The organism is Vibrio vulnificus CMCP6 (genome assembly GCF_000039765.1).
In the GTDB taxonomy this organism is placed as follows: domain Bacteria; phylum Pseudomonadota; class Gammaproteobacteria; order Enterobacterales; family Vibrionaceae; genus Vibrio; species Vibrio vulnificus_B.
In genome coordinates, this window is sequence record NC_004460.2 from 465,713 (window position 1) to 480,803 (window position 15,091).

Sequence of the window (15,091 nt, forward strand, 5' to 3'; positions counted from 1 at the left end):
TTAAATTGTTATCGTTATTTGTTTATTTGCGTTCGATAGGCTCGGCATTAAGATACTGCCTTTGCCTAATCGACCTCTTCCTTTTGCTAAGTTAGCGCTAGGAAGTTGTGCTCTACGAGCGGTTAAAGTCCAACGAATACGCTTACTCGTCCCCAACATGCGGCACATCAAATGCTTGGTCTCACTCAATCGTTCGGTGTGGAGCAACGCCGCCAATGAATCAGGGTCCTTTGCAATCAACTCGACATCAAATCCAGAACTCATGTTCCAGCTTTGCTTACCAAGCATGGCCCCCAATCCCAGTTGTGCGTGCTGCCCTTCCGGCCTATCACGGCTGCAAAGGCGAGTTTGCTCTGCTTCACTAATGTCAAACCAGCGACCTTTGAACTCATGCAAACACACATCACATCCGGTATAAAACTCAATGATGCTTTTGATGTATGCACGGCTTCGACGCTTTGACGTAAACATACCGCCAAAGAAAATCGCTTCATCGTCAAGGTTGCCAGTCAGAGAGGAGAGGACGGTCTGAATGGGCGACGCCGCTGATTTCTTATCTTGCGTTCGCAGTTGTGCGGGCAATTGGTATGACTGCCAACACCGGTAGTAGAGAGAGAGCAGTCTGTGGTTAAAAATGTCGAAGAAATCCTTCATAGCCGTGTCATTTTCACGCGCCCTTTGCATAACCAGCTCGCTGTAATGACTCGGCAGTACCCCCTGCTCACCGGTTAAACCGATGATGTTGGTTTGTAAGGTTAATTTATTGCTCTGGCAATTTGGCACGACATTTATCAGCTCTCGCGCCTCATAACCTAAACGTTGCGAGACTGTGAGCTGGATTTTTTCATTCTTTGGTAACGCATCAGAACCCAGATGACTATCTGCCTGCAGTAGATGAGTCTCGATCAAATGTATCGCGGTAAAGAGAGGTAGCGATTCAATCTCAGCGAGAAAATCTTCACTTTTCATAACAGCTCTCTCTCTCCCGCCATCGATGGCCATGTATGGAATAACGCCCCAGTGGAGGAGAGCTTAATCAGTAGCCGTGTGAACGTGTTGACTTCAGCGAATTGTGAGAAGTAACTCGATAGCACGTTTCCTAACAAAAAGATCTGTTCTCGAGACAAAATCTGATCGGAAATCGTTAAGGTGATTTCGCTGCCGTGGCAAAAACCGACCCGACCATTTTGCACCACACGCCCAGTCGTCATCTTTGTCGACATACCTTTAATTGAATCGATCAATGCTTTGGTTTCTGGCGAACCTCTAAAAGCCAGCAAGTTTAAGATTTGCTTAAGCGTTTCCGCTCCTTGTTGATTGCAGAAATGATCCAATGTAATCAGTTTTGCAAACTGCCATCGAGTCGTCTCATCCATTTCGGCGCGAATGGTTTCGGTTGGCGTGGTCAAGCAACGAACGCGACTAAAATTGTCCTGACTCTCGGGCAATGTGACCAAAGGAAGCCCTCCACCAAACGGAATTTTGGCGGGGAGATTACGATTGCAACACCACGTGTCGATCGACATCAACCAACTTTCTTTCGCATCGGGGGCAAACAATTGGTGCTTACGATCAACCAGTGATACGAACACTTCCCGCCCGGGTTCATCAAAACCACCAGCCCAGTTTCTATCTTCTCTACGCATTAACCAGAACAGATCATATTGCGTTTGATAGTGGGTATGCGTCCCCGCATAGTAAGGGGGCAAGTTTTCGAAGACCTTATTCCAGTTTCTTAAAGTGACGTCATCAATACTGACCACTTCACTCGACTCTGGATCGCAGTGCTCTGGATGCAGTTGATATTCATATTCAGAGGCTTGCACCCTCATTGGCTTCATTTTCGCTTGATAAAGATTGACAACCGGAACCGCTCCTAAGGCGATATTTTCGACAGAGACTTGTTTCTCCAACCAGTCGTTGCCCTCTGCAAAATAGAGCCAGATTTCCACTTTCCCTTGTTCGCTAGCGAGGACTGAGAGATCTAAGTCTGTCAGCTCAAAAAAGAGAAATTTTTCGGGGAAGTGCAAGTACTCGATCAATAGACGCGTGCCAGAAAAGCTACGCTTACTGTATGGAACCGCCTGTATTTGGTCGTCGAAGCCCAATGAACGTATGTGACGTGGCGTGAGCTCTTTTTTGCATCGACCTCCTTGTACCAAGCTTAGGCCAATGCAGGATTGAAAAATTTGTTGATAAAGCTGCAGAGCCGCTTGTCGTTGACCACTCAGATAGAATCGCAGGCATGAATCATCCAGAGTGGATAGGCTCAACTCAGCATTGTTCGATTGAATTTCGAGTTTGAGCACTGACTTGGCAGCGAGCTCCATACGACATTCTGTGCCGCTAAAAGGGGCATTTTCAAACTGGGCGTCAGTGACATCAAAAGGATGAACTTGTGTGGCACAGCATGTTTTGAAGTCACACTCTTGGTATCCCGGTGCCGTGATCGTGACGCGTTCTCCTTTGGCCACCGTAAACGCCGACGACGAAGAGGTCGTTCCTTTCAACTGCACAATCGACATTGACGGAATGGGGGCATGAAAATCGGGAAATAGCTGCCCAATTAACGCTTCGGTTAGCTGTGGAAACGCGTTATCCAAGCTTTGTCGTATACGAGCAGAGAGAAAAGCACACCCTTCGAGAAGCCTTGAGACATGAGGGTCTTCAACGACTTCATCATTCATTCGCAATCGAGCTGCAATCTTAGGGTATTGTTCCCCAAATTCATGGCCTTTATGACGCAAATACGCGAGTTCTCGATTGTAGTATTTCAGAAAATCTTCACTCATTTCGCTCTACTCAGTTTTATCCCTAGACTGACGGGCTCAACTTCCGAATCCATAACCAACTCCTGCTCGTTATTATCAATCATGCAGGTCGCCTTGATTCTGAGTTTTAAAATTCGATCTAACGGATTTTTGTCTTCTGCAATGGCGACCGACACATAGTTGAGCCTAGGTTCATACTGTTGAATGGTTTCTTTCACTCGTTGGCACAGAACCTGTTGCCCATCCGCGCTGCTAAATGGCATTGATGAGAAATCTGGCAAACCATATCGCAAGATAGACGTCTGTATTTCACGTAGCTCATCTGACAACGTCATCCAGTTGATACGGCTGTTCAGTAATGATTCAAGATCTCGTCTGAGTGAATCCATCAACGCATGTCGCGTTAATGGAAAGTCTCTATCAATGCTGCTCAGAGGATCACTGTCCGTCAATTTATCCATGAGGGATGGGACTAGACCTGTTTCACTCATTCAATCGTGGTTTCCACAGCCAAGGCGACTCGTTCTAATTGGCTCAAAGCCAGCGCATTGTCACCAACCAGCCACATCTTTTGCCCTTGACCGATGCAGTGATCCGTACCTAGAACATTTTTCCAGTCCGTTTCTCTGCCCAGTTTTTGGTTGCCACTTTCGGAATCTACGTACGTCATTGGGAAATGAGCTTCACCTTCGCCAAGTCCTTGAATATCGAACTCGCATGGTCGCCATAGTGTTTCCAACATGTTGGTGGCGGGTTTGAGTTCCAAGTAATGGAGATGGTCCATCGGAACTAAGAAATAGTTACCTGCGGAAGAAAAGAGCTCAATGAAGCCCCCCAATCGATCATCGAGATCTCTCACATCATCATAGCGCACACCATTAATTTCAAATTGGAGTGCTTGACGGGATTGCTCTGCACGCTCACACACCGAGATCAGTTCCTCATGGTTGTTCTCTTTTTGCGCCAAAATGAACTGAACAATCGTTTCACCCAGTTTTTCGGTACCCTCTATGAATTGCGCTGATGCGGCGCCTGCAAAAAAGTCCTTTCTTGCTTGAGCAGCTTTAACCAGATGACGAATTTGGCTTGCTCCGGGCAAATACTCAGGGAACAACTTAATGGACTGCATTAACTGTTCATCCGCGCGCTCAAACTCGCCCATGATGCATAGCAGTTCAATAAACTTGCTGCGAATAGTGGCGTTTTTGGGCGCCAATTTGATTTCTTTAATCAGCGCTTGTTTGGCGAGTTCGAGCTCGCTTCGACTGAGGTGGTCTTGCCAATCTGACATGTTTATTTCCTTATACAATATGCTCAGGAGACAACTCCGTAATCAACTTGATCGATGAAACCATTTGATCCAGTTGAAAATGGGGCCGTAGGTGGATCACCGAATAATATTTTCCTGGGCTACCTAGCTTTTCAGTGACTTTTATTTTGGCTTCGTTAAGCGGATATTTTGCTCTCAGTTCATCCGAAGCCTCATCAGACGCAGTGGTATATTTATGAAGCCACGCCTGAAAATCTCGTTCTATCGATTGGGCATCTTGATAGCTGCCAATCCGATCTCTTCCCATCACTTTTAAATAGTGAGCAATTCTTGAAACACATAAGGTGTATTGCAACATCGAAGACAAACGTGCATTTACACTCGCTCCCTTGGAAGCAAACTGCTGAGGTTTGTGCAAAGAGATGTTCGACGTAAAGCTAACAAACGGCGTTTCAGCGACGGGAGACAGAGGGATAAATCCACAATCTGCCAACTCTTGCTCTCTTTTTTCCGTTATTTTTAAGTTGAGAGGTGCGCGATATCGCCCTCCCTTTCCTGGTAAATCAACCTGACATAAAGAAGGAGGCTGGATAATGCCTTGAGAGTAGTCCCCTGTTTTATGTCCACGTATGTGTGTAAACCAACCATGCTCTTGAAATGCTCTAACAATGACCGCGGCAAAGGAATAGGCGGCATTTCCCCACAACAAATCTTGGTGCGAATCTCGAACTCGTTCGTTATAAACAAACGAATCCGATCTCGAGCCGTCACTTTGATATGGCTGACGATACAAAAGGTTGGGTAGCGTTAAACCAATAAACCGAACATCTTCTTCGGCTCGTAGTCGTTTCCAACTCACGTATTCATTTTGCTCAAATTGGGCATAGACGTTCGTCATCGACGCGATGTTTTCAAAGTAATCTGAACCAAAAACACTCGGTTCGACCGACATAATGAAAGGGCTAAACGCCGCTGCTGCCGACTGCGCAATTTTCCTTAATATGTTGATTTCTCTTTCAACCACCATGGCGTTTTGACCGCCACAGAGATAATAGTCGCCAATCAATAAACCAAACGGCTCTCCCCCTGGCATCGAGTATTCGTTTTGATAGACCAACTTAAACAGCGCGGATTGATCGAACTCTATCGCTCGCTCACTGTCTTTCTTCAGCTCTTCCCATGTACAAGATAGGACTTTGACCTTTACAAGCTCTCCGGCATTGTGATCTTTCTGCTGCACAAGGTAATTTAAGCCTCGCCACGTCGCTTCAAGCTTTTGCATTTGTCGGTGATGAAGAATCTCATCCAGTTGAGCGCTCACTTCCCTATCAATCGATTCAATGGCACTGATGATGCTGTGAACAAACTCTTGTTTCGTTTTCGCTCCAGAAATCTCAACCCAATAGCTCACCATCTGCGTCATCGTCTTGGCATCAAGAAAATGCGCCATCCAAATACCATTCTCCAAAGCAGACTCTGGTGTCGGTAAATCGTGGGAAAGTTGCTCAATTTCGATGAAATTCATATCAATATGAGGGACTGGCTTGTTATGCCAGCCCCTAGTCTCTCTTATCCGCCAGACTGAGGGATTTTCGCTACCAAACGGAGAGACGTTGTGAGCTCTTCCATTTGCAGCCAAGGCTTAAGCCACGCGACCGCGTTGTAAGCACCCGGTGCGCCAGGAACTTCTCTGACCTGCACTCGCGCATCCGCCAACGGGTATTTCGCACGGATCTCTTGACCACCGCCTTCCGACGCGTTGACGTAGCCAAGGATCCATCGATTTAGCCATGACTCAACGTCTTCTGCTTCCATGAAGCTACCAATCTTATCTCGCGCCATGACCTTGAGATAATGCGCAAAACGAGAAGTCGCCATCATGTAAGGCAAGCGCGCAGAAATCGCAGCATTCGCAGTGGCATCTGGCGAATCGTATTTGGCTGGTTTTTGGCAGGTTTGCGCACCAAAGAATACAGCGTAGTTGGTATTCTTATAGTGACATAAAGGCAGGAAGCCCAGTTTACCTAACTCGGATTCACGACGGTCAGTAATGCCAATTTCGGTCGGGCATTTCATATCTGGATCGCCATCGTCACTCATAAAGAAGTGCGTTGGCAGATTGTCGACACGACCACCACCCTCAGCACCACGAATTGCCGTGCAGAATCCATACTTGGCAAATGCGTCAGTGAGCTTCGCTCCCAGTACATACGACGAGTTCATCCAGCAGTAGTCGTTGTGCTGCGCATTCACGGCAATTCCGGTGGTTTCGTCTACGGAAAACTCTTCAAAACCAAACTCTTCGACTGGCGATGTCGCTTGTCCATAAGGAAGTCGAGCAAGGACTTTCGGCATCGTCAAGCTGACAAAGCGTGAGTCTTGGCTTTCACGGAATGCGCGCCACTGAGTGTACTCGAGCGACTCAAATACTTTCTCTAAATCTCTAGGCTTCGACAATTCCGTCCATTCGTCAAAACCAAACAACGCAGGTGAGGCGGCAGAAAGGAATGGAGAAAAACCAGCTGCCGCAACATTCGACATAAGACGCAGCGTTTCAATATCTTCTGGATGATTCGTAAATTCATAGTCACCAATGATCGCACCATATGGCTCACCACCAGCACTACCGAATTCTGATTCGTAGACTTTCTTAAAGACCTGGCTTTGATCGAACTCCACTGCTTTACTCAAATCTTTGTGCAGCTCTTTCTTGGTCATACTCACCATACGAATCTTTAACGTGGAGCTCGTTTCCGAATTCATCACCAGATAATTCAACCCACGCCACGTTCCTTCCAACTTTTGCAACTCAGGGTGATGCATCACCGCAGACAGCTGTTCGGAAATCTTTTTGTCCAAAGCGGTAATGGCTTCACGAAACGTCACGGTTAGGTTTTTATTCCACGTTACCGTACCTTTTAAAGCTTCTTCTGTTAATGTTTTGATTAACTCTTCTGCTCTCGACGCTTCCGTTTGTTTGGTCGCGCCAATCGCTTGTTCTAAGAAGGAAAAACTCTGGCCTTCAACGGTGGGGTCTAATTGTGTTTCAAGCTGTGTTGTCATTGTGCAGTCCCTTACTCCGCTTTCTCTTCTTGGCCTAACTTGAGTTCATCAGCCAATTTAGATAGGTTGTCGGTGTTGTTCAAAACCGCTTCAAGCACGTTTTCTAGTTCTTCTGAACGGTCAACTTTGGTCATTAGGTCACGCAATTTGTTGCGTGTGTCCATTAATTGACGAAGCGGATCAACTTGTCTAACAATCGAGGCGGGTTCGAAATCCTTCATCGATTGGAACTGCAGATTGACCGCAAATTCCGTTCCGTCATCCACCATCGTGTTTTTCACTTTAAACTCCACTGATGGACTCATTTTCTTGAGTACATCATCAAAGTTGTCTCGATCAATTTGAATAAAGCGACGGTCTTTTAGTGGTTTGAGGGCTTCAGTATTTTGGCCAGCAAAATCCCCCATCACACCCACTACAAACGGAAGTTCTTTCTTCAGTGATGTGCCTTCTGTTTCAACATCATAGGTAATATGAACACGTGGCTTCCGTACTCGCGATAATTTCGAGTGGATACTAGTCATATCGTTCTCCCTTTAATTACTCATTTTTGTCTGCTATGCCAACCAAACGGAAATAGCCTTTCTTGGCGTCTCCATCGGAAATAAGCTCTGCCAGGAGTTCTGGCAAAGACATTCCACACCATCGAATCACTTGTTCAATCGTGTATGAAACGGGTGAATGCGGTTCTGTTTCACGAAAAAAATCAGCCACTCGTTGCAAATGCACTATGGCCTGTTCACGAGAGTGCATATTTGCGGCCAATAACTGAAAATTAGCTTCGCCCTGCCCTCGTCCATCGATCTCGCCTTCGTGACTAGAAGCAGAGTGCGATGGTTCATCTGAATTCGTTTCTTTTGAAACCTTGATCATTTTGTCACTCGCCAAATGCATAATTGCCGAGTGTATTGCATCTAATTTTCGAGAAATGTAGGAACTTGGGGTGACTTCTTCACACGCACTATCCAAAGCCTGTGAAAATCGTTCAAAAGAACTTATCGCTCTATTTAGATCCTCTATCAGTCTTTGGTAGAACTGACTGCTCGACGATTTGACGGCTTGGGTAATGTCAGATAACTCAGGGACACCCTGATCGCGTTTGGCTCGTTTCTTGTCCTCATCACAGCGCTCCAAGTCCAAAGCTTGTTGATACTCCCAATACGCATAAGGTTGTTCTAACAGCCCTTCGGTCATGGGTATGCACGATAACGGAAAAATGAGCGTCCCCTCATTATCGATGCCATTCAGGCCGATGATGGGCGAAATTCTTGTTTCTAGGCCATCTTCATCCGGCATTGGATACAGATCTGCCCAATAATTTTCTAAGTAGTAGGTGGCCAGCTCATAGCCAACCGCCATTCCTTTAAAACCATCAAGGCGAGTTAACGCTTCGATAAGCCATGCCACGTACTCGAGATCTTTGGTTTGTGACGTCAGTGCCTGCGGAACTTCATCAAGAAACACTTGCCAGAGGTTGGCATAGTTAAGAATAGGCTCTTCTTCAATAATGGCATTTCGCTCAATATTTCTCGCCTGCATTCTCTGGTCTTTCAGTCGGTAATAGAGTGACTGAGGCGTAATATCACTTCTTGGATCCACACCTGCTGGCTGCTCGGCAGAAATTGGCAGTAAGGCCGGCTCAAACCAAGTGAACTCCTCATAGTGATGACTCATTACACCCTCCTTCTTGCATAAACTGGCACCGTTGCATCAGACGAATGAGACACGCCCTCTTGAACCAATTGCTTTTCTTTGGCCACTTTGATCAATGCGCACGTAACATTGTCATTTGCCCCCCGCACTAACGCAGCGTGAAGAAGGGCAAGACCTGACTGATTAACCGAGTCTGCACACATAATCTGATGTATTTCGCTATTACTAAGCTCTTTAGTCAAACCGTCACTGCAAAGGAGAAACTGATCGCCATGAAGCAACTGCCCCGACTGTTGGTCAATTCTCACCGTCTCTTCGACGCCAACCGCCCTCGTTATTACATTGGCTAAAGGATGCTTTTCTGCATCTTCTTCCGCTAGCAGTCCCTGCTCAACTAACTCCATCACTTGGCTGTGATCTCGTGTCTTTTGTACCAAGTGATTGTCTCTGAGTAGGTAAATGCGGCTATCACCAACCCACAGACAATGGAAATAACCGTCCTGTAAGAACAACAGCACAACGGTGGAACCCATGGTTTTGCCATCGAGGTGAACTTGGGCGTACTGGAAAATTTCCCTATTGGCCACTTCGATCATCTGACGCAATTCATCGATGCCGAAATCTGGTGTGTCGAGAACAAATCTTTCAATGCGATCGACAAGCATTTGGCTCGCAACATCGCCAGCTGAATGCCCACCCATGCCATCTGCAACGACCCATACACGCCTTGCGGTCATATCCAACAACGCATCCTCGTTGTAAGGGCGGACTTTACCTGCGTGTGTCTTGGAAAATGTAAAGAAACTCCAACTCATTCGATCACCGTTACCAATTCCATTTCTGCCATTGCCCATCCAACATTGCGGCAAATTTGCCAATTTGAGGTAAACCATCCATGACGAGCATCATCGGCTCGATGGCATCATTACCATCCGTCCACCAGTAGCACGGCTTAGGGAACTGCTGTCGAACAACATGAGAGAGCAAACTCATCACATTGGTTTCTGTATGTTCCTTAATAAAGAGGTTTTCTCCGCTCAGTTTCTTTTGGGAAACCGGTAACGTTTCTGCCGAAATAGCGTTAATTAACTCTGTACCGGACTGTAGATTCTGACTCCAAACGTCGAAGGTAAAATGGTCGTCCAGCACGGTTAACGCCAGATCTTGCGATTCATTGGCCCAATCTCGACAGCTCCAATAGCTCACGGCATCACCAAGAACGGGCCTGGCTAATGTAAAAAAGAAGTACCGTCCAGCAGCATCTACGCTAGGAATCATCGTTCCGATGATCGTGGCGTCATTGGTTACACCACTGTCCAATGCGAAATGCCAAATTGGCGCGTTTAGAAAATGGCTTTGCCATGTTTCCTGTAGCTGTTCTTTGCTAACGGCGATAATCGCCTGCTGCCAGTCGTGGAAAAGATCCGCAAAAGGTTTCGGCAAGTCTTGCTTGATAAAATCCCCTTTCGCAGGAATTTTGCCTATAAAGCCCCAGCTTGGTGTTATAGCGTTTGCGGACATCGGAAACTCTCCATATCACTCGACCAAAATGGGTTCATCGTACTCTTAGGAATCAATTCCAGTTGAACTTTGTTGCCTTTCAAATCAATCATGACGATGTTGTCTTTGCGAGATTGCGGCCTTGCTTTCAGAGATTGATCAAGCAACTTAAAAATGCCCCATTCGCCCTCATAGGTATAAGCAATTTCACGAATCGAATCGGGTGGTGTGAAGACCACTCTTGTCGCTGAACGCTTCGCTGGCCAAGAGAGATTTTTTACTCTTGCCGGCCCATGTCGATATGCAAGATTCTGCCCCCCAACTTCCAGTACAAAGCTGGTTATATGTTGGTCGAGGTATATCGGTTTCATTGCAAAATCGACTTTTAATGTATTGTCGAGTTCGAAAAACGATTGTCGGATGCGATCTGCGCGTTGAAATACGGCGAGTGTTTCTTGACTGACACCGATTTCCTTCTCGAAGCGCCACACACTTCTCGACGTATCGACAAACGGTTCCAAGTATTCGACAAAGAACGCATCAAGTGTTCCGCCGTAGCCAAAGAATCGACTGAAGTCCTTTAACGTCACTTCTGTTTTCGCTCTTGGCTCAAACGGATACCTGCCTTTGATGCTGCGCTCATAAGGTTTAAGAACCTTGTTAACCCATAGCGTATTAAGGTGAGATCGCGATCCTTTTTCCGCTAACTTGACCGATTCCTCGGAAAGTTCACCTAGCCAGTTGTTGAACGGAGCGGGTAAAAGCTGTTTAGCATGTTCAATTGACGCGGCAACTTCTCCTGTCACGGTGCCATTTAAGATGCTCTTGTAGGCGACTTTCTGATTATTTCCTGAGCTAGAGAGATCGGCCAAATAACTTTTTAAACCACTCAGTGCGAGATGAATATCGTCAAAGTCTTGGTCTGTCATCCTAACAAGATCGTCAAACTCGGCTTCCACTTCTTTTCCAGGAAGCGCAATATCAAACGTATTGCCCTCTTCCGGACGATATAAATCAAGTTTGTCCGCCGTATTTGAAAATTTCACTTTGGCAACTTTGCCAGCGACTTCAGCTACCGCTTTTTCGTTGTTGCTTAGCGAAATTTTCGTTAATGCCACCTCTTTTTGTACCGCTTTAAGCAGCGATTCAATTGGTCGCTCAGAGCCCGCTAATGCCATACTCTGCTCTAAACTTAGTTTCAAACTTGGTGCCGCTTTGAGTTGGATGTCATTGAGCAGTGTCTTCCATTCATAGACATAGTCACGATAGTAGCGCTCTCTCACACCTTGCAAAGCGAGATCATGGTCGATGTTTTGGGCGTCGATCTCATCCCCATACACCCAGTTTTCTTCCATCAAGGCTTTTACCATACGACCCAGTTGCAATTGGAAGATGCTATGGAAACCGTTGTACGTGTAGAAACCGGAAATCCCCATCGATAATGGCTTGCCACTTTTTCGCTCAAACTGCTCAACTCCCCTAGCCCCTAGAACGTCCGTTAAACGAAATGAAGGCACATGACTTTTAAGGAACTGCAGTTTCATTCTTTGGTAGGCTCTTTCCGACAACGACATTTCTGTTAGAACCAATCTGGCAGCGGTTACTGAATCGTTGTTGATATATAAGCCTCTGTCTGCCTGCGACAAAAAGTTCTCGGTATGAGCGTAGAGTTGCTCTCTTAACTCTTCATTCAGTTCACCGGGATACTGCCTTTCAAAGAAATAATTGAACCAACCAAGAACATGTTCACGCTCAAATTTGTCATCGTTGAAGAGCATCAAATATGTTTTGAGTGTTTCGTACAGATATTCTCGGTGCTGTTCATTGTTCTTCATTTCACTGAGAAGTACCGATTCAACATAAGATGAATAGTAATTTGTCAATGCTTGGTGATAAGCACTCTTAGCCGATTGGCCAATTTTTTCACCTTGAAACAAACCAAACGATGTCACACGATCTCTCTCGTCATCTTGCTGTCTATAACCCATAGGGAAACGCATGATGTGATTGAGAATGTTTATCGAGGGGATCAAGTCGTTTTCGAAGTCCAGACCAGACTTAGCAAGTAAGTCATTCACCACAGCTACTTGACGATCCGTTTCATCAATGAGTTGATTGTTCCACTGATAACTCATCATCCACAGAGTGATGGCAGCCCCAGACAGCGCTAGGCACGAGCAGTAGACGCCTTTTCGGATCCAACCACTTTGCTTTTGATGATGACGATTGACCGTCCCTAAAAACTGTTCTTTAAAGATAACATTTTCAAACAAGTTTTTTACAAAATAGCTGCTTGATTCTTTGGAACTTAACCGCAGTAGAGGTTTGCCCAACCCCAGCCCTTGGGATGTTTCAGACATGATACGATCAACCGGCGTGCCTTCTTGCAACGAACTCACAATAAAGACGCCGCGAATCATTGAAGATTCTTCAAACTTGTTTTGGGCAAAAATGTCGTTAAGAAACTCGTCTAGATTCGCTTGAAGACAACGCAATTGCTTTGGAAATTCAAAAATTAAAGATCGCTTGTCAAGGTCATGTTCCGTTTCAAGCCTTTGCATCATGCGGCGATCAAGTCTCTCCAGTAAATCATGAAACTCTTTGTTAAATAGAGAGATGACACCTCGTTCGTCTTCTACTGAGGGCGGAAACATAAATCCTAATAACTGCTCTCGCTCTTCCTTGGTCAGTTCCGTAAAAAACTCACTAAAACCCGCAATGAGATCAGCCTTCGTCAACACAACGTAGATTGGGAACTGCATACCCAATTGATTTTTCAGTTCTTGTAGCCGATTTTTTATCGCTCTTGCATGCATGCCTCGTTCGGTGCGAGTTTGTGTTAGCATACTGGCGATGCTGACGGTAACAATCGCACCATTAATGGGACGCTGTTTACGGTATTGCTTTAATAAGCCTAAGAATCCATACCATGCTTTTGAATCGACATGAGCTTGGCTATCTTGCGTGGTGTACCGGCCAGCCGTATCAATCAACACCGCTTTATTGGTAAACCACCAATCACAATTTCTCGTACCGCCAATACCAGAAACCGAGTCAACACCCATTGAATCTGATAGAGGAAACTCGAGACCCGATTCTTTTAATGCCGTCGTTTTACCTGTTCCAGGAGGACCAATAAGTACATACCAAGGCAACTGGTAGAGATGACTCTTACGCTTTCCACCTTTCGTCACGACTTGAATCGCCTTCTCAATTCTTTCGCGCATGACGTCTATTTCTGCCGCCGCTTCTTTATCGGTCAGGGCATCCACCTCTAATAGGCTTTGGATGCTTTCATCTTGTTCCTTTCGCTCCTTCTGTTGACGGACAACATTCGTTACGCCCCAAATGAAGACTAAAACCACAATAACCAACAAACGGTTAAAGTCTGATTTCAGTGGCTCTATGCCTGCTATCGCGATCAATGGTCCGACAAACCAAATAAAAATAGAAATTGCCCCAAGCCCGATCAAGCTAATCAGCCATTTTTGCCCCAATAAACGTTTAATCTTTGCCATTGTTTGCATCCATTTTTGATTGGGTTTGAACTAGGAGATCGATTTCGACTCTACGGTTGATACTTCTTCCTTCTGCGGTTTCATTTGATACCAAAGGTCTCGCATCTCCCATTCCTTCAGGAATGACGCGCCCACTCAATTTGCCTGCTGATGCTAAGCGATCGGTAAGCGCTGTCGCTCTGGCGAGAGATAAATGCCAGTTAGAAGGGAATTTACTGGTAAAAATGGGGTTATTATCGGTATGTCCGACAACCAATATTTTTCCATTGGTCGCCTCGAGTGCTCTGGCCACTTTCGAAACCACAGGGAATATATGCGCGACAAGCTCCGCACTGCCCGATTCAAACAGATCATTGGACTGAAAAGTAATACGCACTCTATCGGGTAATGCATCGACTTTTAGTAAAACCATTTCTATTTCCGTTGCCAACGAACGTTGGATTTGATTTGCTACGGCAAGAGACGAAATATAATCCGCACTCTGGTTCTCTATCTCTTTGCTCGGCACTAAGTTCATTAACTGACTAAAGGTCTGATCGGATTTTTCGTTTAGGCTATAACTTAAGTACATGTACACACTGACTAACACAGCCGCGGTAATTGATAAAACAACCCACAATGGTGCTTTTTCTGCGATCTGCTCACCAACCAATACTTTGGCTAACGCATCATCGTTGAGTGAAGGACTGTAGTCCCGACCGTGCGATTTAAGGACATCCATTACGCGGTTTTTTAAGGAACGATGTTGCTCGATTCCATTTTCTCGAACTCGAAATTGCCCCAAAAAACCTAAGCTCATGCAGATATACATGACTTCTAGCAGATCTAAGTGCTTATTGGGTTCGGCAAGACTTTCATCGAGATGTATGAAGAACTGCTCACCGCCTTGAGTGTTGGAATAGAATGTCGACAATAACGAGTTGTGTCCCCAAACGGATTGACTTCCCCATTCGGTATTTAGGACGGCTTCATCGATAGCACAACATAAACAGTAGCGTGCGATATCGATCTGCTTACTATTTGCGCCTTGTAATCTCAACCGGTTTTCATAGTCACGCATTTTTTGCACAAATGCTTCACGTAACTGTTTGACATCACTGTGCGTGGCCGTCGCTCTAATTTGGCCAAGCAAGGAAACAATGACATTCGCTTCTGCCAGCAGTACGTTATTGCCAAACGCGACGATACTCGTTTCACGCGTTTCTTTACTATTTTGCGTAAAGAGAACCGTGTTATCGCTTTCAAGCGATGCAACAGGTGTCGACTGCGGTGCTTTTTTACGCCCAGGGGTTGGTTTTACAATCGTTTCGTCCATA

General features: G+C 45.8%; 12 protein-coding genes. All 12 read right to left on the reverse strand.

Features of this window, described 5'->3' with window-relative positions; translation table 11 throughout:
* Genes tssG through tssL form a run of 12 tightly spaced genes read right to left on the reverse strand, consistent with a single transcriptional unit; the run spans nt 1 to nt 15,090 of the window.
* Nucleotides 1-969, reverse strand: a complete 969-nt coding sequence (gene tssG / locus VV1_RS17170) for a type VI secretion system baseplate subunit TssG (protein ID WP_011081385.1) — start codon at nt 967-969, stop codon at nt 1-3.
* Nucleotides 966-2,792 (reverse strand): type VI secretion system baseplate subunit TssF, encoded by a 1,827-nt coding sequence (gene tssF / locus VV1_RS17175; protein WP_011081386.1) that lies wholly within the window; start codon nt 2,790-2,792, stop codon nt 966-968. The genes tssG and tssF overlap by 4 nt, the downstream gene beginning before the upstream one ends.
* Nucleotides 2,789-3,262, reverse strand: a complete 474-nt coding sequence (gene tssE, locus VV1_RS17180) for a type VI secretion system baseplate subunit TssE (RefSeq protein ID WP_011081387.1) — start codon at nt 3,260-3,262, stop codon at nt 2,789-2,791. The genes tssF and tssE overlap by 4 nt, the downstream gene beginning before the upstream one ends.
* Complete coding sequence (locus VV1_RS17185; RefSeq protein ID WP_011081388.1) at nt 3,259-4,062, reverse strand: type VI secretion system accessory protein TagJ; 804 nt, start codon at nt 4,060-4,062, stop codon at nt 3,259-3,261. The genes tssE and VV1_RS17185 overlap by 4 nt, the downstream gene beginning before the upstream one ends.
* A 10-nt stretch (nt 4,063-4,072) precedes the next feature.
* Nucleotides 4,073-5,680 carry a type VI secretion system contractile sheath large subunit gene (gene tssC, locus VV1_RS17190; protein WP_043921133.1) on the reverse strand — a complete coding sequence of 536 codons (1,608 nt, stop codon included), beginning with the start codon at nt 5,678-5,680 and terminating at the stop codon, nt 4,073-4,075.
* A complete protein-coding gene (gene tssC, locus VV1_RS17195) occupies nt 5,611-7,104 on the reverse strand; it encodes a type VI secretion system contractile sheath large subunit (RefSeq protein WP_011081390.1) in 1,494 nt (497 codons plus the stop codon). The genes tssC (VV1_RS17190) and tssC (VV1_RS17195) overlap by 70 nt, the downstream gene beginning before the upstream one ends.
* A gap of 11 nt (nt 7,105-7,115) precedes the next feature.
* Nucleotides 7,116-7,628: a type VI secretion system contractile sheath small subunit gene (gene tssB, locus VV1_RS17200; RefSeq protein ID WP_011081391.1), complete on the reverse strand. Its 513-nt coding sequence runs from the start codon at nt 7,626-7,628 to the stop codon at nt 7,116-7,118.
* Between the two features lie 16 nt (nt 7,629-7,644).
* Complete coding sequence (gene tssA / locus VV1_RS17205) at nt 7,645-8,778, reverse strand: type VI secretion system protein TssA (RefSeq protein WP_011081392.1); 1,134 nt, start codon at nt 8,776-8,778, stop codon at nt 7,645-7,647.
* Complete coding sequence (locus VV1_RS17210) at nt 8,778-9,572, reverse strand: PP2C family protein-serine/threonine phosphatase (protein WP_015728015.1); 795 nt, start codon at nt 9,570-9,572, stop codon at nt 8,778-8,780. The genes tssA and VV1_RS17210 overlap by 1 nt, the downstream gene beginning before the upstream one ends.
* 10 nt (nt 9,573-9,582) lie before the next feature.
* On the reverse strand, nt 9,583-10,278 hold the full coding sequence (gene tagF, locus VV1_RS17215) for a type VI secretion system-associated protein TagF (RefSeq protein ID WP_011081394.1): 696 nt from the start codon (nt 10,276-10,278) through the stop codon (nt 9,583-9,585).
* Nucleotides 10,260-13,784, reverse strand: a complete 3,525-nt coding sequence (gene tssM, locus VV1_RS17220; protein ID WP_011081395.1) for a type VI secretion system membrane subunit TssM — start codon at nt 13,782-13,784, stop codon at nt 10,260-10,262. Before tssM ends, tagF begins: the two co-directional genes overlap by 19 nt.
* Nucleotides 13,762-15,090, reverse strand: coding sequence for a type VI secretion system protein TssL, long form (tssL, locus tag VV1_RS17225; RefSeq protein ID WP_011081396.1), 1,329 nt, complete (start codon nt 15,088-15,090; stop codon nt 13,762-13,764). Before tssL ends, tssM begins: the two co-directional genes overlap by 23 nt.
* Nucleotide 15,091 lies beyond the last annotated feature (1 nt).

Bases quoted from the DNA above. Each gene is read 5' to 3' on its own strand.
- tssG (WP_011081385.1), bottom strand. From the start codon at position 969: ATGAAAAGTGAAGATTTTCTCGCTGAGATTGAATCGCTACCTCTCTTT.
- tssF (WP_011081386.1), bottom strand. From the start codon at position 2,792: ATGAGTGAAGATTTTCTGAAATACTACAATCGAGAACTCGCGTATTTG.
- tssE (WP_011081387.1), bottom strand. From the start codon at position 3,262: ATGAGTGAAACAGGTCTAGTCCCATCCCTCATGGATAAATTGACGGAC.
- VV1_RS17185 (WP_011081388.1), bottom strand. From the start codon at position 4,062: ATGTCAGATTGGCAAGACCACCTCAGTCGAAGCGAGCTCGAACTCGCC.
- tssC (WP_011081390.1), bottom strand. From the start codon at position 7,104: ATGACAACACAGCTTGAAACACAATTAGACCCCACCGTTGAAGGCCAG.
- tssB (WP_011081391.1), bottom strand. From the start codon at position 7,628: ATGACTAGTATCCACTCGAAATTATCGCGAGTACGGAAGCCACGTGTT.
- tssA (WP_011081392.1), bottom strand. From the start codon at position 8,778: ATGAGTCATCACTATGAGGAGTTCACTTGGTTTGAGCCGGCCTTACTG.
- VV1_RS17210 (WP_015728015.1), bottom strand. From the start codon at position 9,572: ATGAGTTGGAGTTTCTTTACATTTTCCAAGACACACGCAGGTAAAGTC.
- tagF (WP_011081394.1), bottom strand. From the start codon at position 10,278: ATGTCCGCAAACGCTATAACACCAAGCTGGGGCTTTATAGGCAAAATT.
- tssM (WP_011081395.1), bottom strand. From the start codon at position 13,784: ATGCAAACAATGGCAAAGATTAAACGTTTATTGGGGCAAAAATGGCTG.
- tssL (WP_011081396.1), bottom strand. From the start codon at position 15,090: ATGGACGAAACGATTGTAAAACCAACCCCTGGGCGTAAAAAAGCACCG.